Source organism: Methylobacterium sp. 1A (assembly GCF_058072805.1).
Window position 1 is genome coordinate 585,326 of the sequence record NZ_JBYQVE010000002.1, and the last position, 15,691, is coordinate 601,016.

The window sequence follows — 15,691 nt, forward strand, 5'->3', positions numbered from 1 at the left end:
GGGTCGCCCGACCGGCTCTCCGCCGCGTCCGCGCGCCCGGTGCGGCCCCGCACGTCGGCGGGATGCTGAACGGGCTCGAAAGGTATTGCCGCTAATGTCCCGGTGAATGGCAGATCTGAACGCGGTTCAGGACCGGAACGGCCGTCCGGTCGACACGTTGACCGGCGCCATCCGCACGCAGGCGTCGCCTTTCACGCAGTTCGTCAGAGTGAATCGGGTACAGAATGGTCGGTGAGCCACCAGGGTCCGGCGCGGAAGACCCGCTGGGCAACGGCCCCGCGGGGGATCCTGGTCGGGGCCCGGCGCAGGGCACCGCGGAAGCCGCCGCCCTCAGCGACAGCTTCAGGCGATTCGCCGACGTGGTGCCGCTGATGATGTGGCGCTCAGACGAGGCCGGTCAGGCGATCCACCACAACGAGTGCTGGCTGGAATTCACCGGGCGCCCCCTGGAGGCGGAGCTCGGCCTGGGCTGGCGCAGCGGGCTGCATCCCGAGGATTTCGAGCGGCACGCCCGGATCGTCGCCGAGGCCTTCGAGGCGCGGGCACCCTTCACCGTCGAGTTCCGCCTCCGGCGGCACGACGGCGAGTACCGCTGGCTGCTCGACACCGCCCGCCCCCTCGTGGAGGACGGCCGGTTCCAGGGCTATCTCGGCTCCTGCTTCGACATCACCGACCGCAAGCACGCGGAGGAGCACATCGAGCACGCGCTGGCCGAGAAGGAGGCGCTGCTGGCCGAGGTCTACCACCGGGTCCGCAACAACCTCCAGGTGATGGTCAGCCTGATCGGCCTCTACGGGCGGGCGGCCCCCGACCCCTGCCGCGGCAGCTTCGAGGCGCTGGGCCAGCGGGTCCGGGCGATCGCGCTGGTGCAGCAGCACCTGCACGAGGCGCCGCACATCGCGTCGATCGACCTCAAGGACTACCTGCACCGCCTCGCCTCCGGGCTCGGGCAGCTCCGGCGGGCCGGGCGGATCGGCGTCCAGGTCGGCGGCTCGGGGAACGGTCTCGTGGAGCCGCGCACCGCCAACGCCCTGGGCATGATCGTCGCGGAGATCGTGGCCGAGTGCCTGGACGCCACCGCCGAGCACGTCGCCTGCGCCATCGCCATCGACATCGAGGCCGCCGCGCCGCTGCGCCTCTCGATCGTCTCGAAGGTGAGCGACACGGCCGAGTCGGGCCGACCGAACGTCCCGAAGCTCGGCCCCCGCCTCATCGCCGCCTACGCGGCCCAGGCGGAGATCAGCGTCGCGGGCGATGCCAGCCCGGGCGCCCCCCTGTGGCTGACCCTGCCGGCGGCGCGCCCCGGCCCGCAATGAGCGCCCGCGGCGCCGGACCCCGTCGCCACAACGGCGCGGCCGGCCTATAGCGGCCCAGACCTTTCCGGACCCGGCCGAGCATGCTCCCTCCCATCGACACCATCATCGAGAATTTCGAGATCGTCGAAGACGACGACATGCGGCTCGAATACCTGATCGAGCTCGGCCGCGCCCTGCCGCCCATGCCCGAGGCGGAGCGGACCGAGGCGAACCGCGTCCACGGCTGCGAGAGCCAGGTCTGGATCGACACGCGGGCGGAGCCGGCGGACGGCACGCCGCGCCTCGTCCTGCACGGCTTCAGCGACTCGTTCATCGTCCGCGGCTTCGTGGCGCTGATGATCGCGCTCTACACCGGCAAGACGCCCCAGGAGGCCGCCGAGACCGACGGCCTCGACCTGTTCCGGCAGCTCCGCTTCGGCGCCCACGTCACGTCGAAGCGCTCCAACGGCGTCCGGGCGATGGCGGAGCGTATCCACCGCGACGCGGTCCGGCTCGCCGCCGAGGCCTGAGCGGCCTCACCCCCGCCAGAGGCGCAGGCGGGCCCGGTCCGGACCGGTCGCCTCCCGTTCCAGCCCGTAATGCTCGGCGAGCCGCCCCAGGGCGATGCGGGCCACGACCTTGGCGGAGCGGGCCGGCCAGCGGCGCTCGGCCTCGATCCGCTCCAGGCCCTTCAGGAATCCGCAGAGGTCGATCAGCAGGCCCGAGAGGTCGCTCCCGACCGCGTCGAGGGCGCCGCGCACCCGCTGCCGGGCCGCGATCACGTGGTCGGCCGCGGAGGCCGGGTCGCGCGGGCCGCCGCCGTCGATCCGGGGCGCCCCGAGATCCGCGCCCATCCGCGGCAGCAGCGCGGCGGTGGTCATGTCCCGCCGCAGCCGCTCCCCGGCCTCGAAGGCGGCCGCGTCGATGAGCGGCGCGCCGTCCCGGTCGCGCCGGCGCACCATCCAGGCCAGGGGGTTCTCGGCGGCGTTGCGCAGGGTCGGCCCGGCGCCGCCCTCCACGACGGCGAGATCGCGGTGCTGGTTCGCGAAGGCGAGGTCGCCCGGCCGGGCCTCCCGGCGCAGGCGCGCCCGCCCGGCCTCGCTGATCGTCAGGCGTGTGCCGGCCGCGTTCCACGTCGCCAGATCGGCCGCCGCCAGGGCGCGCCCGGAGGCGGCCGCGAAGCGGCCGCTCCCCACCGAGATCCCGTCGCCGCCGCGCCGGGCGACCAGCGCGTCCTCGACCAGGGGGTCGGGCCGCGCGTAGGCGCCGGGCTCCCCGAGCCGCGCCAGCAGGCGCACCGCCTCCGCCGGGAGATCCCCCGGAGCGGCGCCGCGGTGACGCGTCCCCGCGGAGGCGGAACGGCCGCCCTTCACTCGCATGTTCATGTTTTGTTCCGTGTGTGCTACGACGGACGTGCGAAGCCTCCAGTCTCTCAGGAAAAATCAGAAGGTCAAGGCTTTTTTACCTACAACCCACAGCTATCTAGCGACGGCCGCGCGCGTCGGCGGCCGGTGCAGGATGTCGGCGATCTCGCCCTCCGACTTGCCGCGGACCTCGTAGCCCATCGCCTCGAACCGGTCGATCAGCGCGGCGCTCTCGGTGGCGGAGCGGGCCGCCCAAGCGGCGAGGATGTCGTTCACCCGCTCCAGGTCCGCGGCGGGGTGATCGTCCTGCGGATCCGGCTGCGGATCGGGGATCGCGTCCATGTCGGCACCTCGGGATCGAACCGGTGACCGTGGTCGACGCCACGGCCCGCGGTTCAACGCCCCAGGCCGGAACCGGCTCCCGGCCGAGCCGGCATCGCCGCCAGCCCTCTTGGATCACCCCGGATCCGCAGCCGCCCTCAGAAGTCCCGCTGCACGCGCGCGCGAACCTGGATGACGTCGACGTGGCGGGCGGTCGAGACCGGGTTGGCGAGGTTGTTGACGTAGGCCGCGTTCTGGTTGGGATACCGGCCCAGGTCGAGGATGCGGCCGCTCTGCGGCCCGTAGCGCGTGTAGATCGCCTCGACGCCGATATCGAACTCCTTCACCGGCGACCAGATCAGGTTGCCACCGACCACGAAGCGGTAGCTGTCCCGCAGGACCTGGCTCAGGTCGAAGAACCGCGTGCCGGGGGTGCCCGGCCCGGTCCCGGTCACGCCGAAATAGGCGCCCTGCGCCGCGCGGGCGCCGCGGGCGAAGCTCAGGGCGCCGTAGGAGCCGAAGAAGGCGGAGCGGACCGCGGGCGTCCAGTAGTGCAGCATCGCCGCCGTGAACGAGTAGCTCGTCGACAGCTCCAGGCGCTGGGTGAAGGGGTTGATCACGCCGTCGCTGAAGAACTGGGAGAAGGCCGCCCCCTGCACCGCGGTGGCCGATTGCGCCCAGGGGCCGTTATAGGCCGGCAGGCCGGTATACAGGGCGGTGCCCTCCCCGTAGGCGCCCTGCAGGTAGAGCGTGTCGCCGGTCGCTATCGCTGGCAGGTTGATCTTCACGCCCCCCTGAACGGCCCAGCCGAGGGCGGAGGCCGCGCCGCCCGGGGTGCGGTTGTTGCCCAACGAGACGGGCGCCCCCAAGTTGGTGCCGGCGAACGAGACGCTGCTGAGCAGGCCGTGGTTGACCTCGTGCACGGCCCCCGAGAGCTGCGCGGAGCCCCAGGACTGGTCGGAGCGCAGGACGCCGACGATGTCGGGCATGCGGCTGCGCTGGACCGTGTCCACGAAGCCCACCCCTGTCGGGCGGCCGGCGGCGTCGTAGCCGACGAAGACCGGGGCGACGGGGTTCCCGGGCGAGAGGATCGCGCCGGGATTCGGGAACGCCGAGGCCGCGGCGTTCTGGGACGCGTAGACCGGCGTGCGGCGGAATACCGGGTCCTCCATCGACAGCGATGCGGACAGGCCCTTGCCCAGCGTCGCCGTGTAGGCAGCGAGGTTGGTCGAGGGATTGTCCGAGCCGATGGAGGCGACGATGAACTCGAAGTCGTGAGCGTAGAAATCGAAGAACGAGGAGGCGCGGCCGGCGGTGATGCCGGCGAACTGGATGAAAGCCTTGTCGACGTTGAACTGCTGCTGGGCCCGCCCGAACTGATCGACGCCCAGGGCCGGGAAGGCGCCGCCGATCCGGTTCAGCGCGCCGGCATGCATGGTGGCGAAACCGATCCGGCTCCCGGCGTCGAGGCGGAGGAAGGCGCGCAGGGTGCCGTAGGACGTCTGGGACCGGGCGTCGAGGTTGATCCGGAGGCGGCCCTGGTAGCCGCTGTAATCCCCTGGGGTGGCGGTCGCGCTCCCCGAACGGCTGTAGGAAGGCTGGTAGGCGTACTCGTAGCGCGCGCGGCCGGAGAGGCGCAGGCAGGTATCGGTGCCGGGGATGAAGAAGAAGGCCTGGCCGTAGGCCGAGCAGATCCGCACGTGCTCGATGAGCTGCGATTTTTGCCGATCGGGAAGTTCCGCCGCCTCCGCCGGCAGACTCAGCAACCCCGCAACACCCGCCAGTACGCCCGTTGTCCCCCGCTTCGCACGATGTTTCCGGTACTCAGCACACACAACATGCATCGAATCGGCCATTCCACCATCCGCAAGTCCCCCTTCATGTCGGACGGATCGCGGAGCCGGATAATCCCAGAGCGATTTTCTCGGGCCTGTGCTCGGCTCGACTTGTCAGGATCTGTGGCGCACCCGCGGCGTTCCGGTGCCGCGTTGAGGCCGAAATCGGCCGCTGCGCCAAGTCCCTGGCGGGTTCGGGGCCTTCGCCGAGTCCGCACGATCGGGCCGCCCCGGCGCGGCTCCCGACGCGGCCCCGGCGCGGGACCGCGCCGGCGGATCGCGTCGTCGGCCGGACCGTTTCCCGCGCCACCGATGCCGGAAAGCAACGGATCGGCCCCGGTCCCGCGACCGCGCCGTCCCGGCCGGCGATACGCGCCGCCCGCCCCGGCCGCGCCCCCGGACGCCTTGCATCCGCGCGCCCGGCGGGACACATCCCCTCACCCGGACGCGACACCCGCGCGCGACGGGACCCGACGGGAGAGACGATGACGGAGATCGGCCACGGCTTGCTCGCTCACAGGACCGGCGCGCCGGTGGCCGAGGCCCGGCCGCGACGCTTCAGCGTCCACGGGCAGGAGATCACCGACGACTACGCGTGGCTGAAGGCCGAGAACTGGCAGACGGTCCTGAAGGACCCGGCCGCGCTGCCGAAGGACATCGCCGCCTACCTGAACGCCGAGAACGCCTTCGCCGAGGCGGCGCTCGCCGGGAGCGCGGAGCTCCGGCGGCAGCTCGTCGCCGAGATGCGCGGGCGGATCCAGGAGGACGAGAGCGGCGTCCCCGAGCCGGACGGGCCCTTCGCCTACTACACCCGCCACCGCGAGGGCGGGCAGCACCCGCTGATCTGCCGGCGGCCGGCCACATCACCCGACGTGCCCGAGTCGGGCTTGGACCCGGACGAGACGATCCTCATCGACGGCGACCGCGAGGGTGAGGGCCTGCCGTTCTTCGAGATCGCCGCCGCGGTGCATTCCGACGACCACGCCCGGCTCGCCTGGAGCGCCGACACCAAGGGCTCGGAACTCTACACGATCCGGGTGCGCGACGTCGCCACCGGCCTCGATCTCGACGACCGGGTCGAGGCGACCTCCGGCGAGGCGGTCTGGGCCGCGGACGGCGCGAGCTTCTGGTACGTGGCGGTGGACGCCAACCACCGCCCCGCCAAGGTGATGCGCCACCGCGTCGGCACGGGGCAGAGCGAGGACGAGACCGTCTACACGGAGGCCGATGCCGGCTACTTCGTCCACATCGGCAAGACGCAGTCCGGCGCCTTCCTCGACGTGACGGTGAGCGACCACGAGACCTCCGAGGTCCGGCTGCTCGACCGCCACGCGGAGGACGCCCCCCTGCGCCTCGTCGAGCCGCGCACGCCGCTGCTGATCTACGGCGTCGAGCACCGCGGCGACCGCCTGTTCATCCGCACCAACGCGGACGGCGCCGAGGACTTCAAGATCGTCACCGCGCCGCTCGACGATCCGGGCCGCGCCAACTGGACCGACCTCGTGCCGCACCGGCCCGGGGTGATGATCCGCTACCTGCACCTGCTGGCCGGCCACCTGGTCCGGCTGGAGATCGAGAACGCCAAGCCGCGGATCGTGGTGCGCGACCTCGCCGACGGCACCGAGCACGTCGTCGCCTTCGCCGAGGAGGCCTACTCCCTCGGACTGCGGGCCGGGCTCGCCTTCGACACGGCCACGATCCGCTTCGTCTACTCGTCGATGACGACCCCGTCGGAGACCTGGGACTACGACTGCGCAACCCGAACCCGGCTCCTGCGCAAGCGGCAGGCGGTGCCGAGCGGCCACGACCCGGCCGCCTACGTGACCCGGCGGCTCTTCGCCACCGCGCCGGACGGCGAGCAGGTGCCGATCTCGCTGCTGCACCGCCGGGACCTCGCCCTCGACGGCGGCGCGCCGCTGCTGCTCTACGGCTACGGCTCCTACGGCACGCTGATGCCGGCGGCGTTCCGCACGAACCTCCTGAGCCTAGTCGACCGCGGCTTCGTCTACGCGATCGCCCATATCCGCGGCGGCACCGAGAAGGGCTGGCGCTGGTACCTCGACGGCAAGCGCGAGAAGAAGCCCAACACCTTCACGGACTTCATCGCCTGCGCCCGCGCTCTGATCGACGCGCGCTACACGTCCGAGAAGCGCATCGTCGCCCATGGCGGGTCGGCGGGCGGGATGCTGATGGGGGCGGTGGCCAACCTCGCCCCGGAACTGTTCGCCGGCATCGTCGCCGACGTGCCCTTCGTCGACGTGCTCAACACCATGCTGGACGCGGAGCTGCCGCTGACCCCGCCGGAATGGCCCGAATGGGGCAACCCGGGCGAGAGCGAGGCCGCCTTCCGGACGATCCTGTCGTACTCGCCCTACGACAACGTCGCCGCCAAGGACTACCCGGCGATCCTGGCCCTCGGCGGCCTCACCGACCCGCGGGTGACCTACTGGGAGCCGGCCAAGTGGGTCGCGCGGCTGCGCGCCACCATGACGGGCGGCGGGCCGGTGCTCCTGCGGATCAACATGGAGGCCGGCCACGGCGGCGCCGCCGGCCGGTTCGACCGGCTGGAGGAGGTGGCGCTGATCTACGCCTTCGCGCTGATGGCGGTGGGGAAGGCGTAGAGCCGCCGCCCGTGCGGGCGCGGCGCTCCACGGGGTGCTGCGCCTGAGGCCGTCACGCTGGCCAGCCCCACCCCCGCCCTCAGGACGCGGCCGGCCTCACGGCCGGGCCTCGGCCGGCGCCGGTGGCTGGGCAGCACCCTCCTCCGGGTTGCGCGGCCGCCTCGCCGCCTCCTCGGCGGCCTTGTCGGCGGCAGTCCTGTCCGCCGCGGCCTTGAGGGCCGCCGCGCGGGCCCGATCCATCTCGATCCGGGCGCGGCGGCGCTGCCGCTCCACCTGGTCGGCCTCGGTCAGCTCGATCGTCTCCAGCTCGCGCTGCAGCACGAAGGCCGCGAGGCCGTTCGACAGGGTGCCGACGTCGAGCACCCGCTCGGGCGCGCCGAGCGGTCCGGTCAGGCCGAACTGGACCGCGGGCGGCCCGGCATTCCAGCCGCGGGGCACCGGGCCGCCCGCGAGCGTGCCGCGGGCGTCGAGGCGCCCGGCGCGCAGGTCGTAGCCGACGGTGCCGACCCAGCGGGCCGGCCCGAGATCGAGGTCGAACGGCCCGGCCCGCAGCACGCCCCCCACGATCGTGGCGGCGGCCCGGGCGGATCCGCGCGCCTGCGCGCCGCCCCGGGCGAGTTCCTCGGTGACGAGCGCCTGGAGCCGACCCTCGCGGAGCGGGTCGTCCATCTCGGCCGCGCGGGCGAGAGCGCGGCCGAGCGCCGCGGGATCGGCCGCGGGCAGGCTCAGGTCCGTCAGGGTGAGCGCGCCGCTGCCCGAGAGGCTGTCGGCGAGGCCCGGCAGGGTCTCGGCCGTGGCGGCGAAGCGCAGGTCGGCGCTCAGGCGGCCGCCGAACGGGCCGCCGGCCAGGGTGGGGAGCGCCGCGCCGTCGAGGCTGCCCGAGCCCGAGACCGAGGCGCCGGCCCCGAGCCGGGCGATCGTCACCGAGCCCGCGAGGCGGCCGCCGGCGAGCTTGCCGGTCAGGTCGCGCAGGGTCAGGCCCGCGTCGGCGAGGCCGAGGGCAGCGGTCGCGTCGGTGGCGACGAGGCCGCGGCCGAGATCCAGGCTGGCCACGCGGGCGTCGAGGGACAGGGCCGGGTGGGCGGTCGGCGGGCCGAACGCGCCGTTCGCCCCCGGCGGGATCACCAGGGCGGCCGCGAGCTGCGGGATCGACAGCCGGTCGAGGGCGAGGCGGCCGTGCAGGGCACCGCCTGCCGCCCGCAGCAGCGTCCCGTTCACCCCCGCGCCCGCAACCGTGCCGGCGAGCGCGGCAGCGGCCTCGCCCTGCTGCCGCGACAGCGTGACGGTGAGGTCGGCCGGCCACGCCCCCGGTGCCAGGGTCGCGGCGCCGGCCAGCGTCAGGAACGGCGCCAGATCGGCCGTCTCGGCGCGGAGCGTGCCGCCGGTGGGGACGAAGTCGGGACCGACCAGGATCGGGCGGCCCGTGGCGAGGCGCAGGCCCGCGACCGTGCCGTTCGCCGTCAGGGCGAGGGTCTGGCCCTCCGGCCGCTCGGCTGTCAGGCGCAGCTCGGCAGGTTGCTGCAGGCCGGCGAGGTCGGTGCGGCCGAACCACGCCCCCGCCCGCGGCGCCGTGAGGGTGGCGGTGCCGCCCTCGATCCGCGTGCCGCGGCTCGCGAGCGTCAGGTCGAGGGTGCCGCCGCCGGCACTGCCCCGGGCCTGGGTCCGCAGGGCCGCGGCCGCGCCGCCCTCCCGGTCGAGGGTGACGGCGAGGTCGAGGGGCGCGTCCCGCAGGAAGGCGGGCAGCAGGCGGATCTCGCCCACCCAGACCCGCTCGAGCAGGCCGAGCAGCGGCGCCGCCGCCGGCGCCTTGAGGCGCCCGGAGACGCGGCCGGTCCCGTCCGCGCCGATCTGCCCGGACAGCCGGGCGCTGGCGCCGGCGAGGTCGGTGACGTCGAGGCTGTCGACCGTCAGGCCGGCGCCGTCCGACTGGATCCGCGCCGCGATCGTGCCGGTGCCGGAGCCCGCGGTGCCGAACCGGACGTCCTTCGCCTCGAGCGTCAGGGCGAGGTCGGTGTCGCGCAGGGTGCCGAGGGTCGTCCCGAGGGGCGGCAGGCCGGCGATGTCGAGGCCGGTGGCGCGGATCTGGGCCTCGAACCGCCCGCGCTCGGCGCCCTCGGCGGCGGTGTAGCGGGCGTTCCCGGTGATCCGCGCCGGCCCGAGGCCGAGGCGCATGTTGCGCAGGGATAGGCCGGTCCCGGCGGCCGACAGGTCGGCGGCGGCCTCGATCTTCCGCCCGTCGAGCAGCGCGACGAGTGGCCCCTCGGCGCCGAGGCGGCGCAGGTAGCGGCCGAGCGCCTCCGAGTCGGGGGCGGCGAGCGCCACCGGGCCGGAGAAGCGCAGCGGCGCCGTCTCGACCTGCCCGCTCGCCGTGACGGTGGACTCGGCCGGGCCGGTCACCGCGAAGCGGCGCAGCAACAGGCCGCCGGCCCGCTCCAGGGTGCCGGTGAGGGCGAGGTTCGACCATTCCTCGCCGCCCAGCACGGCGCTGCCCACCGTGAGGTCGAGGTCGAGCATCGCCGGCAGGCTGCCCGTCGAGCGCGGCAGGCCGCGGGCGATCAGGTTCTGCCCCTCCGCCGAGGCCAGGAAGGCGTCGAGGTCGAGGCGGCGGGCGTCCAGGGTCAGGCCGGCGCGCCACTGGCGCAGGTCGAGCCGTCCGGTGCCGCCGAGCCGCAGGGCCCGGCCGCCGGGGTCGATGGCGAGGTCGACGGCCTCGAAGCGCACCTGCGTGCCCCGGGCCTTGAAGGTGCCGGCCAGCGAGAACGGCAGGTAGGCGCCGGCCACCTGGGTCGGCGGCCCGACGACGAGGCGGGCGGAGCCCTCGGCCTCGACCTGGGCGCCACCGGATTCGGCGGGGACGAGGCCGAACCGCGCGTCCGCCTCGAAGCGCGGCGTCGCGTCGCCGCCGCCGGAGATCTTGGCGGCGAGGCGCCCGTCCGGTCCCGGCGTGCCGCTGACCGCCCGGAACGGGACGCCGCCGCTCGTCCCCTCGATCCGCCAGGGCCCGACCAGGGCCGGCGCCTGCAGGCGCAGGTCCTGGACGTAGAGCTGGTCGGTCCGCCCGGTGGCGGGGACCTGCGTGGTGACGAGGAACTGCTGGATGTGCAGGTTCTCGATGGCGAGGTCGCGGTCGCGCAGGGCCCCGCCGAAATCGGGCGGCAGCTTCAGCGTGTCCGGGCCGGCGACCGGGAGCTTGATCTCGGCCCGGCCGATCCGGGTCTCGGTGAAGCGGAACTCGCCCTTGAGGAGCGGCGCCAGGGCGATCTCGGCCTTGACGAACCGAGCATCCAGGCTCGGGCGGTCCGGATCGGCGCCGAGGTGGAGGCGGTCGACTCGCAGCCGCGGCGACGGCAGCAGGCGGACCTCGATCCGGCCGTCGGTCCGGACCGGAACGCCCAGGGACCGGGCGAGCGCCCGCTCGACGAGCCCGCGATGGGCCTGCCAGTCGACGAAGGGCGGGACCGCGAGCGCCGCCACGAGAACCAGGATGACGGCGCACGCCAGCGCGGTCAGAAGATCACGCAATGGTCCCGTTCCGCACCATCTCTGCGCGAGGCCGCGACCTCACCGGGCCGCCGTGCCCCGCGTGCCCCCGCGAGTCAGTCGCCACGGCCATAGCACGATAAGCCGCCGGGGGCGCCAGCGGCGATGCCACGGTCCCGAGCGGCGGTCGGGGCACGCGCGAGGTTCCTCGGGCAGCCCGGGCCCGCGGCCTCCGGATCGCGCGGCCGGCCGCGGAGCGCGACGCGCCCGGAGGACGCGGATCACCCCGGCGCGGACAGCCGCGCTTCATGGCTCCGCGCCCCCGCCGCGGCGCGAACGGCCTCGACGCCGTTCGCGATTTGGTCCAGGGAAGCGGGATGCAGAACCGCCCGCATCCGCAACCCACCGGGGACGGCGCGCCCGCCACGTCCATCGCCGCCCGCGCCATGGGCGCCCTCCGGCGCGACGCGGCCGGCTACCTCGAGGGGCTCAACCCCGAGCAGCGCCGCGCCGTCGAGACCACGGAGGGCCCGGTCCTGGTGCTGGCCGGGGCCGGCACCGGCAAGACCCGGGTGCTGACCACCCGCATCGCCCACCTGATCGCCACCAACCGGGCGCGCCCCTTCGACATCCTGGCGGTGACCTTCACCAACAAGGCCGCCCGGGAGATGAAGCACCGGATCGGCGCGCTGATCGGGCCGGCCGGAGAGGGCATGCCGTGGCTCGGCACCTTCCACGCCATCGGCACCAAGATCCTGCGCCGCCACGCCGAGCTGGTCGGGCTGAAATCCGACTTCACCATCCTCGGCACCGACGACCAGCTCCGGCTGATGAAGCAGGTCATCGCCGACCAGAACGTCGACGAGAAGCGCTGGCCGGCCCGGGCCCTATCCCACGCCATCGACGGCTGGAAGAACCGCGGCCTCGGCCCCGAGCAGGTGCCCCCGGGCGAGGCCTCGGCCTTCGCGTTCGGCAAGGGCGGCGCCCTCTACACCGCCTACCAGGCCCGGCTCGCGACGCTGAACGCCGTCGATTTCGGCGATCTCCTGCTGCTCTGCCTCAAGCTCTGGCGGGAGAACCCCGACGTCCTGGCCAATTACCAGGACCGGTTCCGCTACATCCTGGTCGACGAGTACCAGGACACCAACGTCGCCCAGTACCTGTGGCTGCGCCTGCTGGCGCAGTCCCGGAAGAACATCGCCTGCGTGGGCGACGACGACCAGTCGATCTACGGCTGGCGCGGCGCCGAGGTCGACAACATCCTGCGCTTCGAGCACGATTTCCCGGGCGCGGTGGTGGTGCGGCTGGAGCGCAACTACCGCTCCACGGGCCACATCCTGGCCGCCGCCTCGGGGCTGATCGCCAGGAACGAGAGCCGCCTCGGCAAGACTCTGCGCACCGACGACGAGCCGGGCGAGCGCGTCACCGTGACGGGCGCGTGGGATTCGGAAGAGGAGGCGCGGATGCTCGCCGAGTCGATCGAGTCCCTCCAGTCCAAGCAGCATCCCCTGTCGGAGATCGCCGTGCTGGTGCGGATCTCGGCGCAGATGCGCGAGATCGAGGACCGGTTCGTCCAGCTCGGGCTGCCCTACCGGGTCATCGGCGGCCCGCGCTTCTACGAGCGCGCCGAGATCCGCGATGCGCTGGCCTACCTGCGCGCCACTGTGAACGTCAGCGACGACCTCGCCTTCGAGCGGATCGTGAACACGCCCAAGCGCGGCCTGGGCGACGCCACTCTGCAGCAGCTCCACACCTACGGCCGCGCCAACCGGCTGCCTCTGCGCATCGCCGCCGCGCGCCTGTGCGAGACCGACGAGCTGAAGCCCCGGGTCCGCTCGACCCTGCGGGCGCTGACCGAGAGCTTCTCCCGCTGGGCGCGGCTCGCGGAGTCGCAGCCGCACAGCGAGGTCGCGCAGACCATCCTGGAGGAATCCGGCTACACCGAGATGTGGCAGAAGGACCGCTCCGCCGACGCCGCCGGCCGGCTGGAGAACCTGAAGGAATTCGTCCGCTCCATGGAGGAGTTCCCCGACCTCGCGGCCTTCCTGGAGCACGTCTCCCTGGTGATGGAGGCCTCGGAGGCCGAGGGCGCCGAGCGGGTCTCGCTGATGACGCTCCACGCCGCCAAGGGGCTCGAGTTCGACACCGTGTTCCTGCCCGGCTGGGAGGACGGCCTGTTCCCGAACCAGCGGGCGCTCGACGAGAGCGGCCGGGCCGGCCTGGAGGAGGAGCGGCGCCTCGCCCATGTCGGGCTAACCCGGGCGCGCAAGCGCGCGAAGCTGTCCTTCGCGGTCAACCGGCGCATCCACGGGCTCTGGTCCTCGACCATCCCGTCCCGGTTCATCGACGAGTTGCCCGAGACGGCGGTCGACGTGGTCGAAGCCCCGGCGCACTTCTCCGCCGGCGCCTCGCGGTTCGACCGCAACCCGACGCCGTTCGGATCGAGCTACGGCACGCCGGGCTGGCAGCGCGCGCAGGCCAACACCGCGCCGGGCGGCCGGTCCGGGTTCGGATCGGGGTCCGGAGGCGGCTTCCGCTCGGCGGGCCCGGGCGGCCGGTCCGGGGGCCAGTCCGGCGGTCCCCGCCAGATCGAGGGCGAGTTGATCGCTAAGTCGACGGGCGCGCCCTCGGCCTTCCAGGGCGGCCAGCGGGTCTTCCACACCAAGTTCGGCCCCGGAACGGTCGCGGCAGTCGACGGCAACAAGCTGACCGTTGACTTCGACAAGGCCGGCCGGAAGATGGTCCTCGACAGCTTCGTCCAGGCCGGATCGAGCTAGTCCCGCCGACCAAGCCCGGACGTGTCAGGGCGGCAGGGTCGGCCGGCTTCGCCCGCGCGGGCGGGGAGGATCGCGACCGTGCCGGATGCCGCGTTACCGCGACACCACCGTCCCGAACCTGATGCATCCGCGCCAGCCGCGCGGCTTTTTCGAAGCCCCTTCACCGACCGTCACCCCTTAGTCACACCCGGCGCGCAATCGTCGGGCGCGAATCGCACTGGTGCGCCAGTTGCATCGCGTATTCGGCCGCGCACGGAACGTCGTGACGCTCTCCACAGGCGGACGAGCGCGGGGCGGAACCTTCGGCCTTGGGCCGGTATTAAGTTCCGCAAGCGAGTAGAACCGGGAGCAAGCAGGTAAACGGCAGTTCAGAGACAGATCCAGGTTGGCAAGTCCCGTTGGAGTGTACATCCATGAAGAGACGCCGCGCACGACTTGAACTGGTTGAAGACCGCACGTCCCGCATTCATCGCACACGCTTCGACGAAGAACGCAATCTCGCTCCCATCCAGCCGCTCACCGAACGCCAAGCCGAGTACCTCGACGCCCTCGCCCGCTCGCCGCAGGTCATCGTCCTGGGGCCCGCCGGCACCGGCAAGACCTTCATCGCCGGCACCCGCGCGGCGGACCAGCTCCGCCAGCGCCGCATCGCCAAGGTGGTCATCACCCGCCCGAACGTGCCCTCGGGCCGGTCCCTCGGCTACTTCCCCGGCACCCTGGAAGAGAAGATCGCCCCCTGGGTCGCCCCCCTCACCGAGGCCATGAAGGAGCGCATGGGCGCCGCCGCCTTCGAGATCGCCCTGAAGACCGGCGACATCGAGATCGTCCCCTTCGAGGTGATGCGCGGCCGAACCTTCAAGAACTGCCTCGTGATCCTCGACGAGGCGCAGAACACGACGATCAACGAGATCAAGATGTTCCTGACCCGGATCGGCGACGATTGCCAGGTCATCATCAACGGCGACGTCTCGCAGACGGACCTCCGCGAGACCTCGGGCCTGCGCACCGTCATGCACATGGTCAAGAGCCGGATGATGCCGATCCCCGTGGTGGAGTTCACCCGCAACGACATCGTCCGCTCCGGCATCTGCGCCGAGTGGGTGAAGGCGTTCGAGGAAACGAATCTCTAAATCGGAAGTTGATGGCGGCGGGTCCTCGCAGACCCGCCGTGCCGTCCCCCGGCACGAGACGACTCTCCGCACCTCCCATTCGGGAGGATGAACCGGGCGCCGAGCCCGGCCTTCAGAGAACTGGAGTCTCCTCGTGAGGAAACTGACCTTCGCCTTCGCCGTGCTGGCCTCGCTCGGTGGCGCCGCCCTCGTCCAGCCGGCCTCGGCCGCGCCCGCGATGCCCGGCGCCGTGTCGGCGCCCGACGCGGTGACGCATGTCCGGATGACTCCCATGGAGCGGCGCATGATGCACCGCCGCATGGAGCGGCGCATGATGCACCGCCGCATGGAGCGCCGGATGATGCATCACCGCATGCACCGCCGCATGCACCGCATGTGATTGAACGGCGGAGTGGGGTCTTCCGGCCCCACTCCGCTCGCCCGGCCGGAACCGGGCGTTGCTCCCCGTTCCGAAGATTCCTATCTCGTCGTCTCGAATCGCGCCGTCAGGCGGCCGCCGCGGCAGCCGGCCGATCCGGGAGACCCCGATGCCCCCCTCCAATCGACTGTTCGACGACCTCGCCCGCCTCATGACGGACGCCGCCGGCGCCGCCCAGGGCGTCCGCCGCGAGGCCGAGACCGTGGTCCGGGCGCAGCTCGAGCGCGTCGTCCGCGACCTCGACATCGCCTCCCGCGAAGAGCTCGACGTGCTCCGCGACCTCGTGACCCAGCTCCAGGCGCAGAACGAGGCCCTGACGGCCCGCGTGGCGGCCCTGGAGGCACGATCCGGGAGCGCCGGAGCGGGCGCCGCGGGCCTGAGCGAGGTGGTCTGAGTCTCCGCGGCAACGCCGCGGGCTTTTACACAGGAAGCGGCGTCGACGATCCGGTT

Annotated in this window: 11 protein-coding genes; 7 read left to right on the top strand and 4 right to left on the bottom strand. The window is 73.2% G+C overall.

Annotation, left to right across the window (positions count from 1 at the left end):
- The first annotated feature begins 224 nt into the window (after window positions 1-224).
- Both ACX9MN_RS23030 and ACX9MN_RS23035 read left to right on the top strand, forming a co-directional pair.
- Window positions 225-1,316, top strand: a complete 1,092-nt coding sequence (locus ACX9MN_RS23030; protein ID WP_181049136.1) for a sensor histidine kinase — start codon at window positions 225-227, stop codon at window positions 1,314-1,316.
- 80 nt (window positions 1,317-1,396) lie between these two features.
- Complete coding sequence (locus ACX9MN_RS23035) at window positions 1,397-1,825, top strand: SufE family protein (protein WP_489725551.1); 429 nt, start codon at window positions 1,397-1,399, stop codon at window positions 1,823-1,825.
- Between the two features lie 6 nt (window positions 1,826-1,831).
- Here the strand turns inward: ACX9MN_RS23035 and ACX9MN_RS23040 are convergent, their stop codons facing one another.
- The 3 genes from ACX9MN_RS23040 to ACX9MN_RS23050 all read right to left on the bottom strand — a co-directional run bounded on the left by ACX9MN_RS23040 (window position 1,832) and on the right by ACX9MN_RS23050 (window position 4,836).
- The gene (locus tag ACX9MN_RS23040) at window positions 1,832-2,674 is read right to left on the bottom strand and encodes a DUF6456 domain-containing protein (RefSeq protein ID WP_489726348.1); all 843 of its coding nucleotides are present in this window, start codon (window positions 2,672-2,674) and stop codon (window positions 1,832-1,834) included.
- A gap of 99 nt (window positions 2,675-2,773) precedes the next feature.
- The gene (locus ACX9MN_RS23045) at window positions 2,774-3,001 is read right to left on the bottom strand and encodes a hypothetical protein (RefSeq protein ID WP_020090935.1); all 228 of its coding nucleotides are present in this window, start codon (window positions 2,999-3,001) and stop codon (window positions 2,774-2,776) included.
- A gap of 137 nt (window positions 3,002-3,138) precedes the next feature.
- Window positions 3,139-4,836 carry a porin gene (locus tag ACX9MN_RS23050; RefSeq protein WP_489725552.1) on the bottom strand — a complete coding sequence of 566 codons (1,698 nt, stop codon included), beginning with the start codon at window positions 4,834-4,836 and terminating at the stop codon, window positions 3,139-3,141.
- Between the two features lie 464 nt (window positions 4,837-5,300).
- Here ACX9MN_RS23050 and ACX9MN_RS23055 point away from each other — a divergent pair, with 464 nt between their 5' ends.
- Window positions 5,301-7,436 (top strand): S9 family peptidase, encoded by a 2,136-nt coding sequence (locus ACX9MN_RS23055; RefSeq protein WP_489725553.1) that lies wholly within the window; start codon window positions 5,301-5,303, stop codon window positions 7,434-7,436.
- 96 nt (window positions 7,437-7,532) lie between these two features.
- Here the strand turns inward: ACX9MN_RS23055 and ACX9MN_RS23060 are convergent, their stop codons facing one another.
- Window positions 7,533-10,958, bottom strand: a complete 3,426-nt coding sequence (locus tag ACX9MN_RS23060) for an AsmA family protein (protein ID WP_489725554.1) — start codon at window positions 10,956-10,958, stop codon at window positions 7,533-7,535.
- A 335-nt stretch (window positions 10,959-11,293) separates the two neighbouring features.
- Between ACX9MN_RS23060 and ACX9MN_RS23065 the strand changes: the two genes are divergently transcribed.
- From ACX9MN_RS23065 to ACX9MN_RS23080, 4 genes are all read left to right on the top strand, one after another.
- A complete protein-coding gene (locus ACX9MN_RS23065) occupies window positions 11,294-13,693 on the top strand; it encodes an ATP-dependent helicase (RefSeq protein ID WP_489725555.1) in 2,400 nt (799 codons plus the stop codon).
- A gap of 413 nt (window positions 13,694-14,106) precedes the next feature.
- Window positions 14,107-14,823, top strand: a complete 717-nt coding sequence (locus ACX9MN_RS23070; protein WP_012321860.1) for a PhoH family protein — start codon at window positions 14,107-14,109, stop codon at window positions 14,821-14,823.
- Between the two features lie 133 nt (window positions 14,824-14,956).
- Window positions 14,957-15,202 carry a hypothetical protein gene (locus ACX9MN_RS23075; RefSeq protein ID WP_020090940.1) on the top strand — a complete coding sequence of 82 codons (246 nt, stop codon included), beginning with the start codon at window positions 14,957-14,959 and terminating at the stop codon, window positions 15,200-15,202.
- Window positions 15,203-15,350: 148 nt separating this feature from the next.
- Window positions 15,351-15,635, top strand: a complete 285-nt coding sequence (locus tag ACX9MN_RS23080; RefSeq protein WP_020090941.1) for an accessory factor UbiK family protein — start codon at window positions 15,351-15,353, stop codon at window positions 15,633-15,635.
- Window positions 15,636-15,691 lie beyond the last annotated feature (56 nt).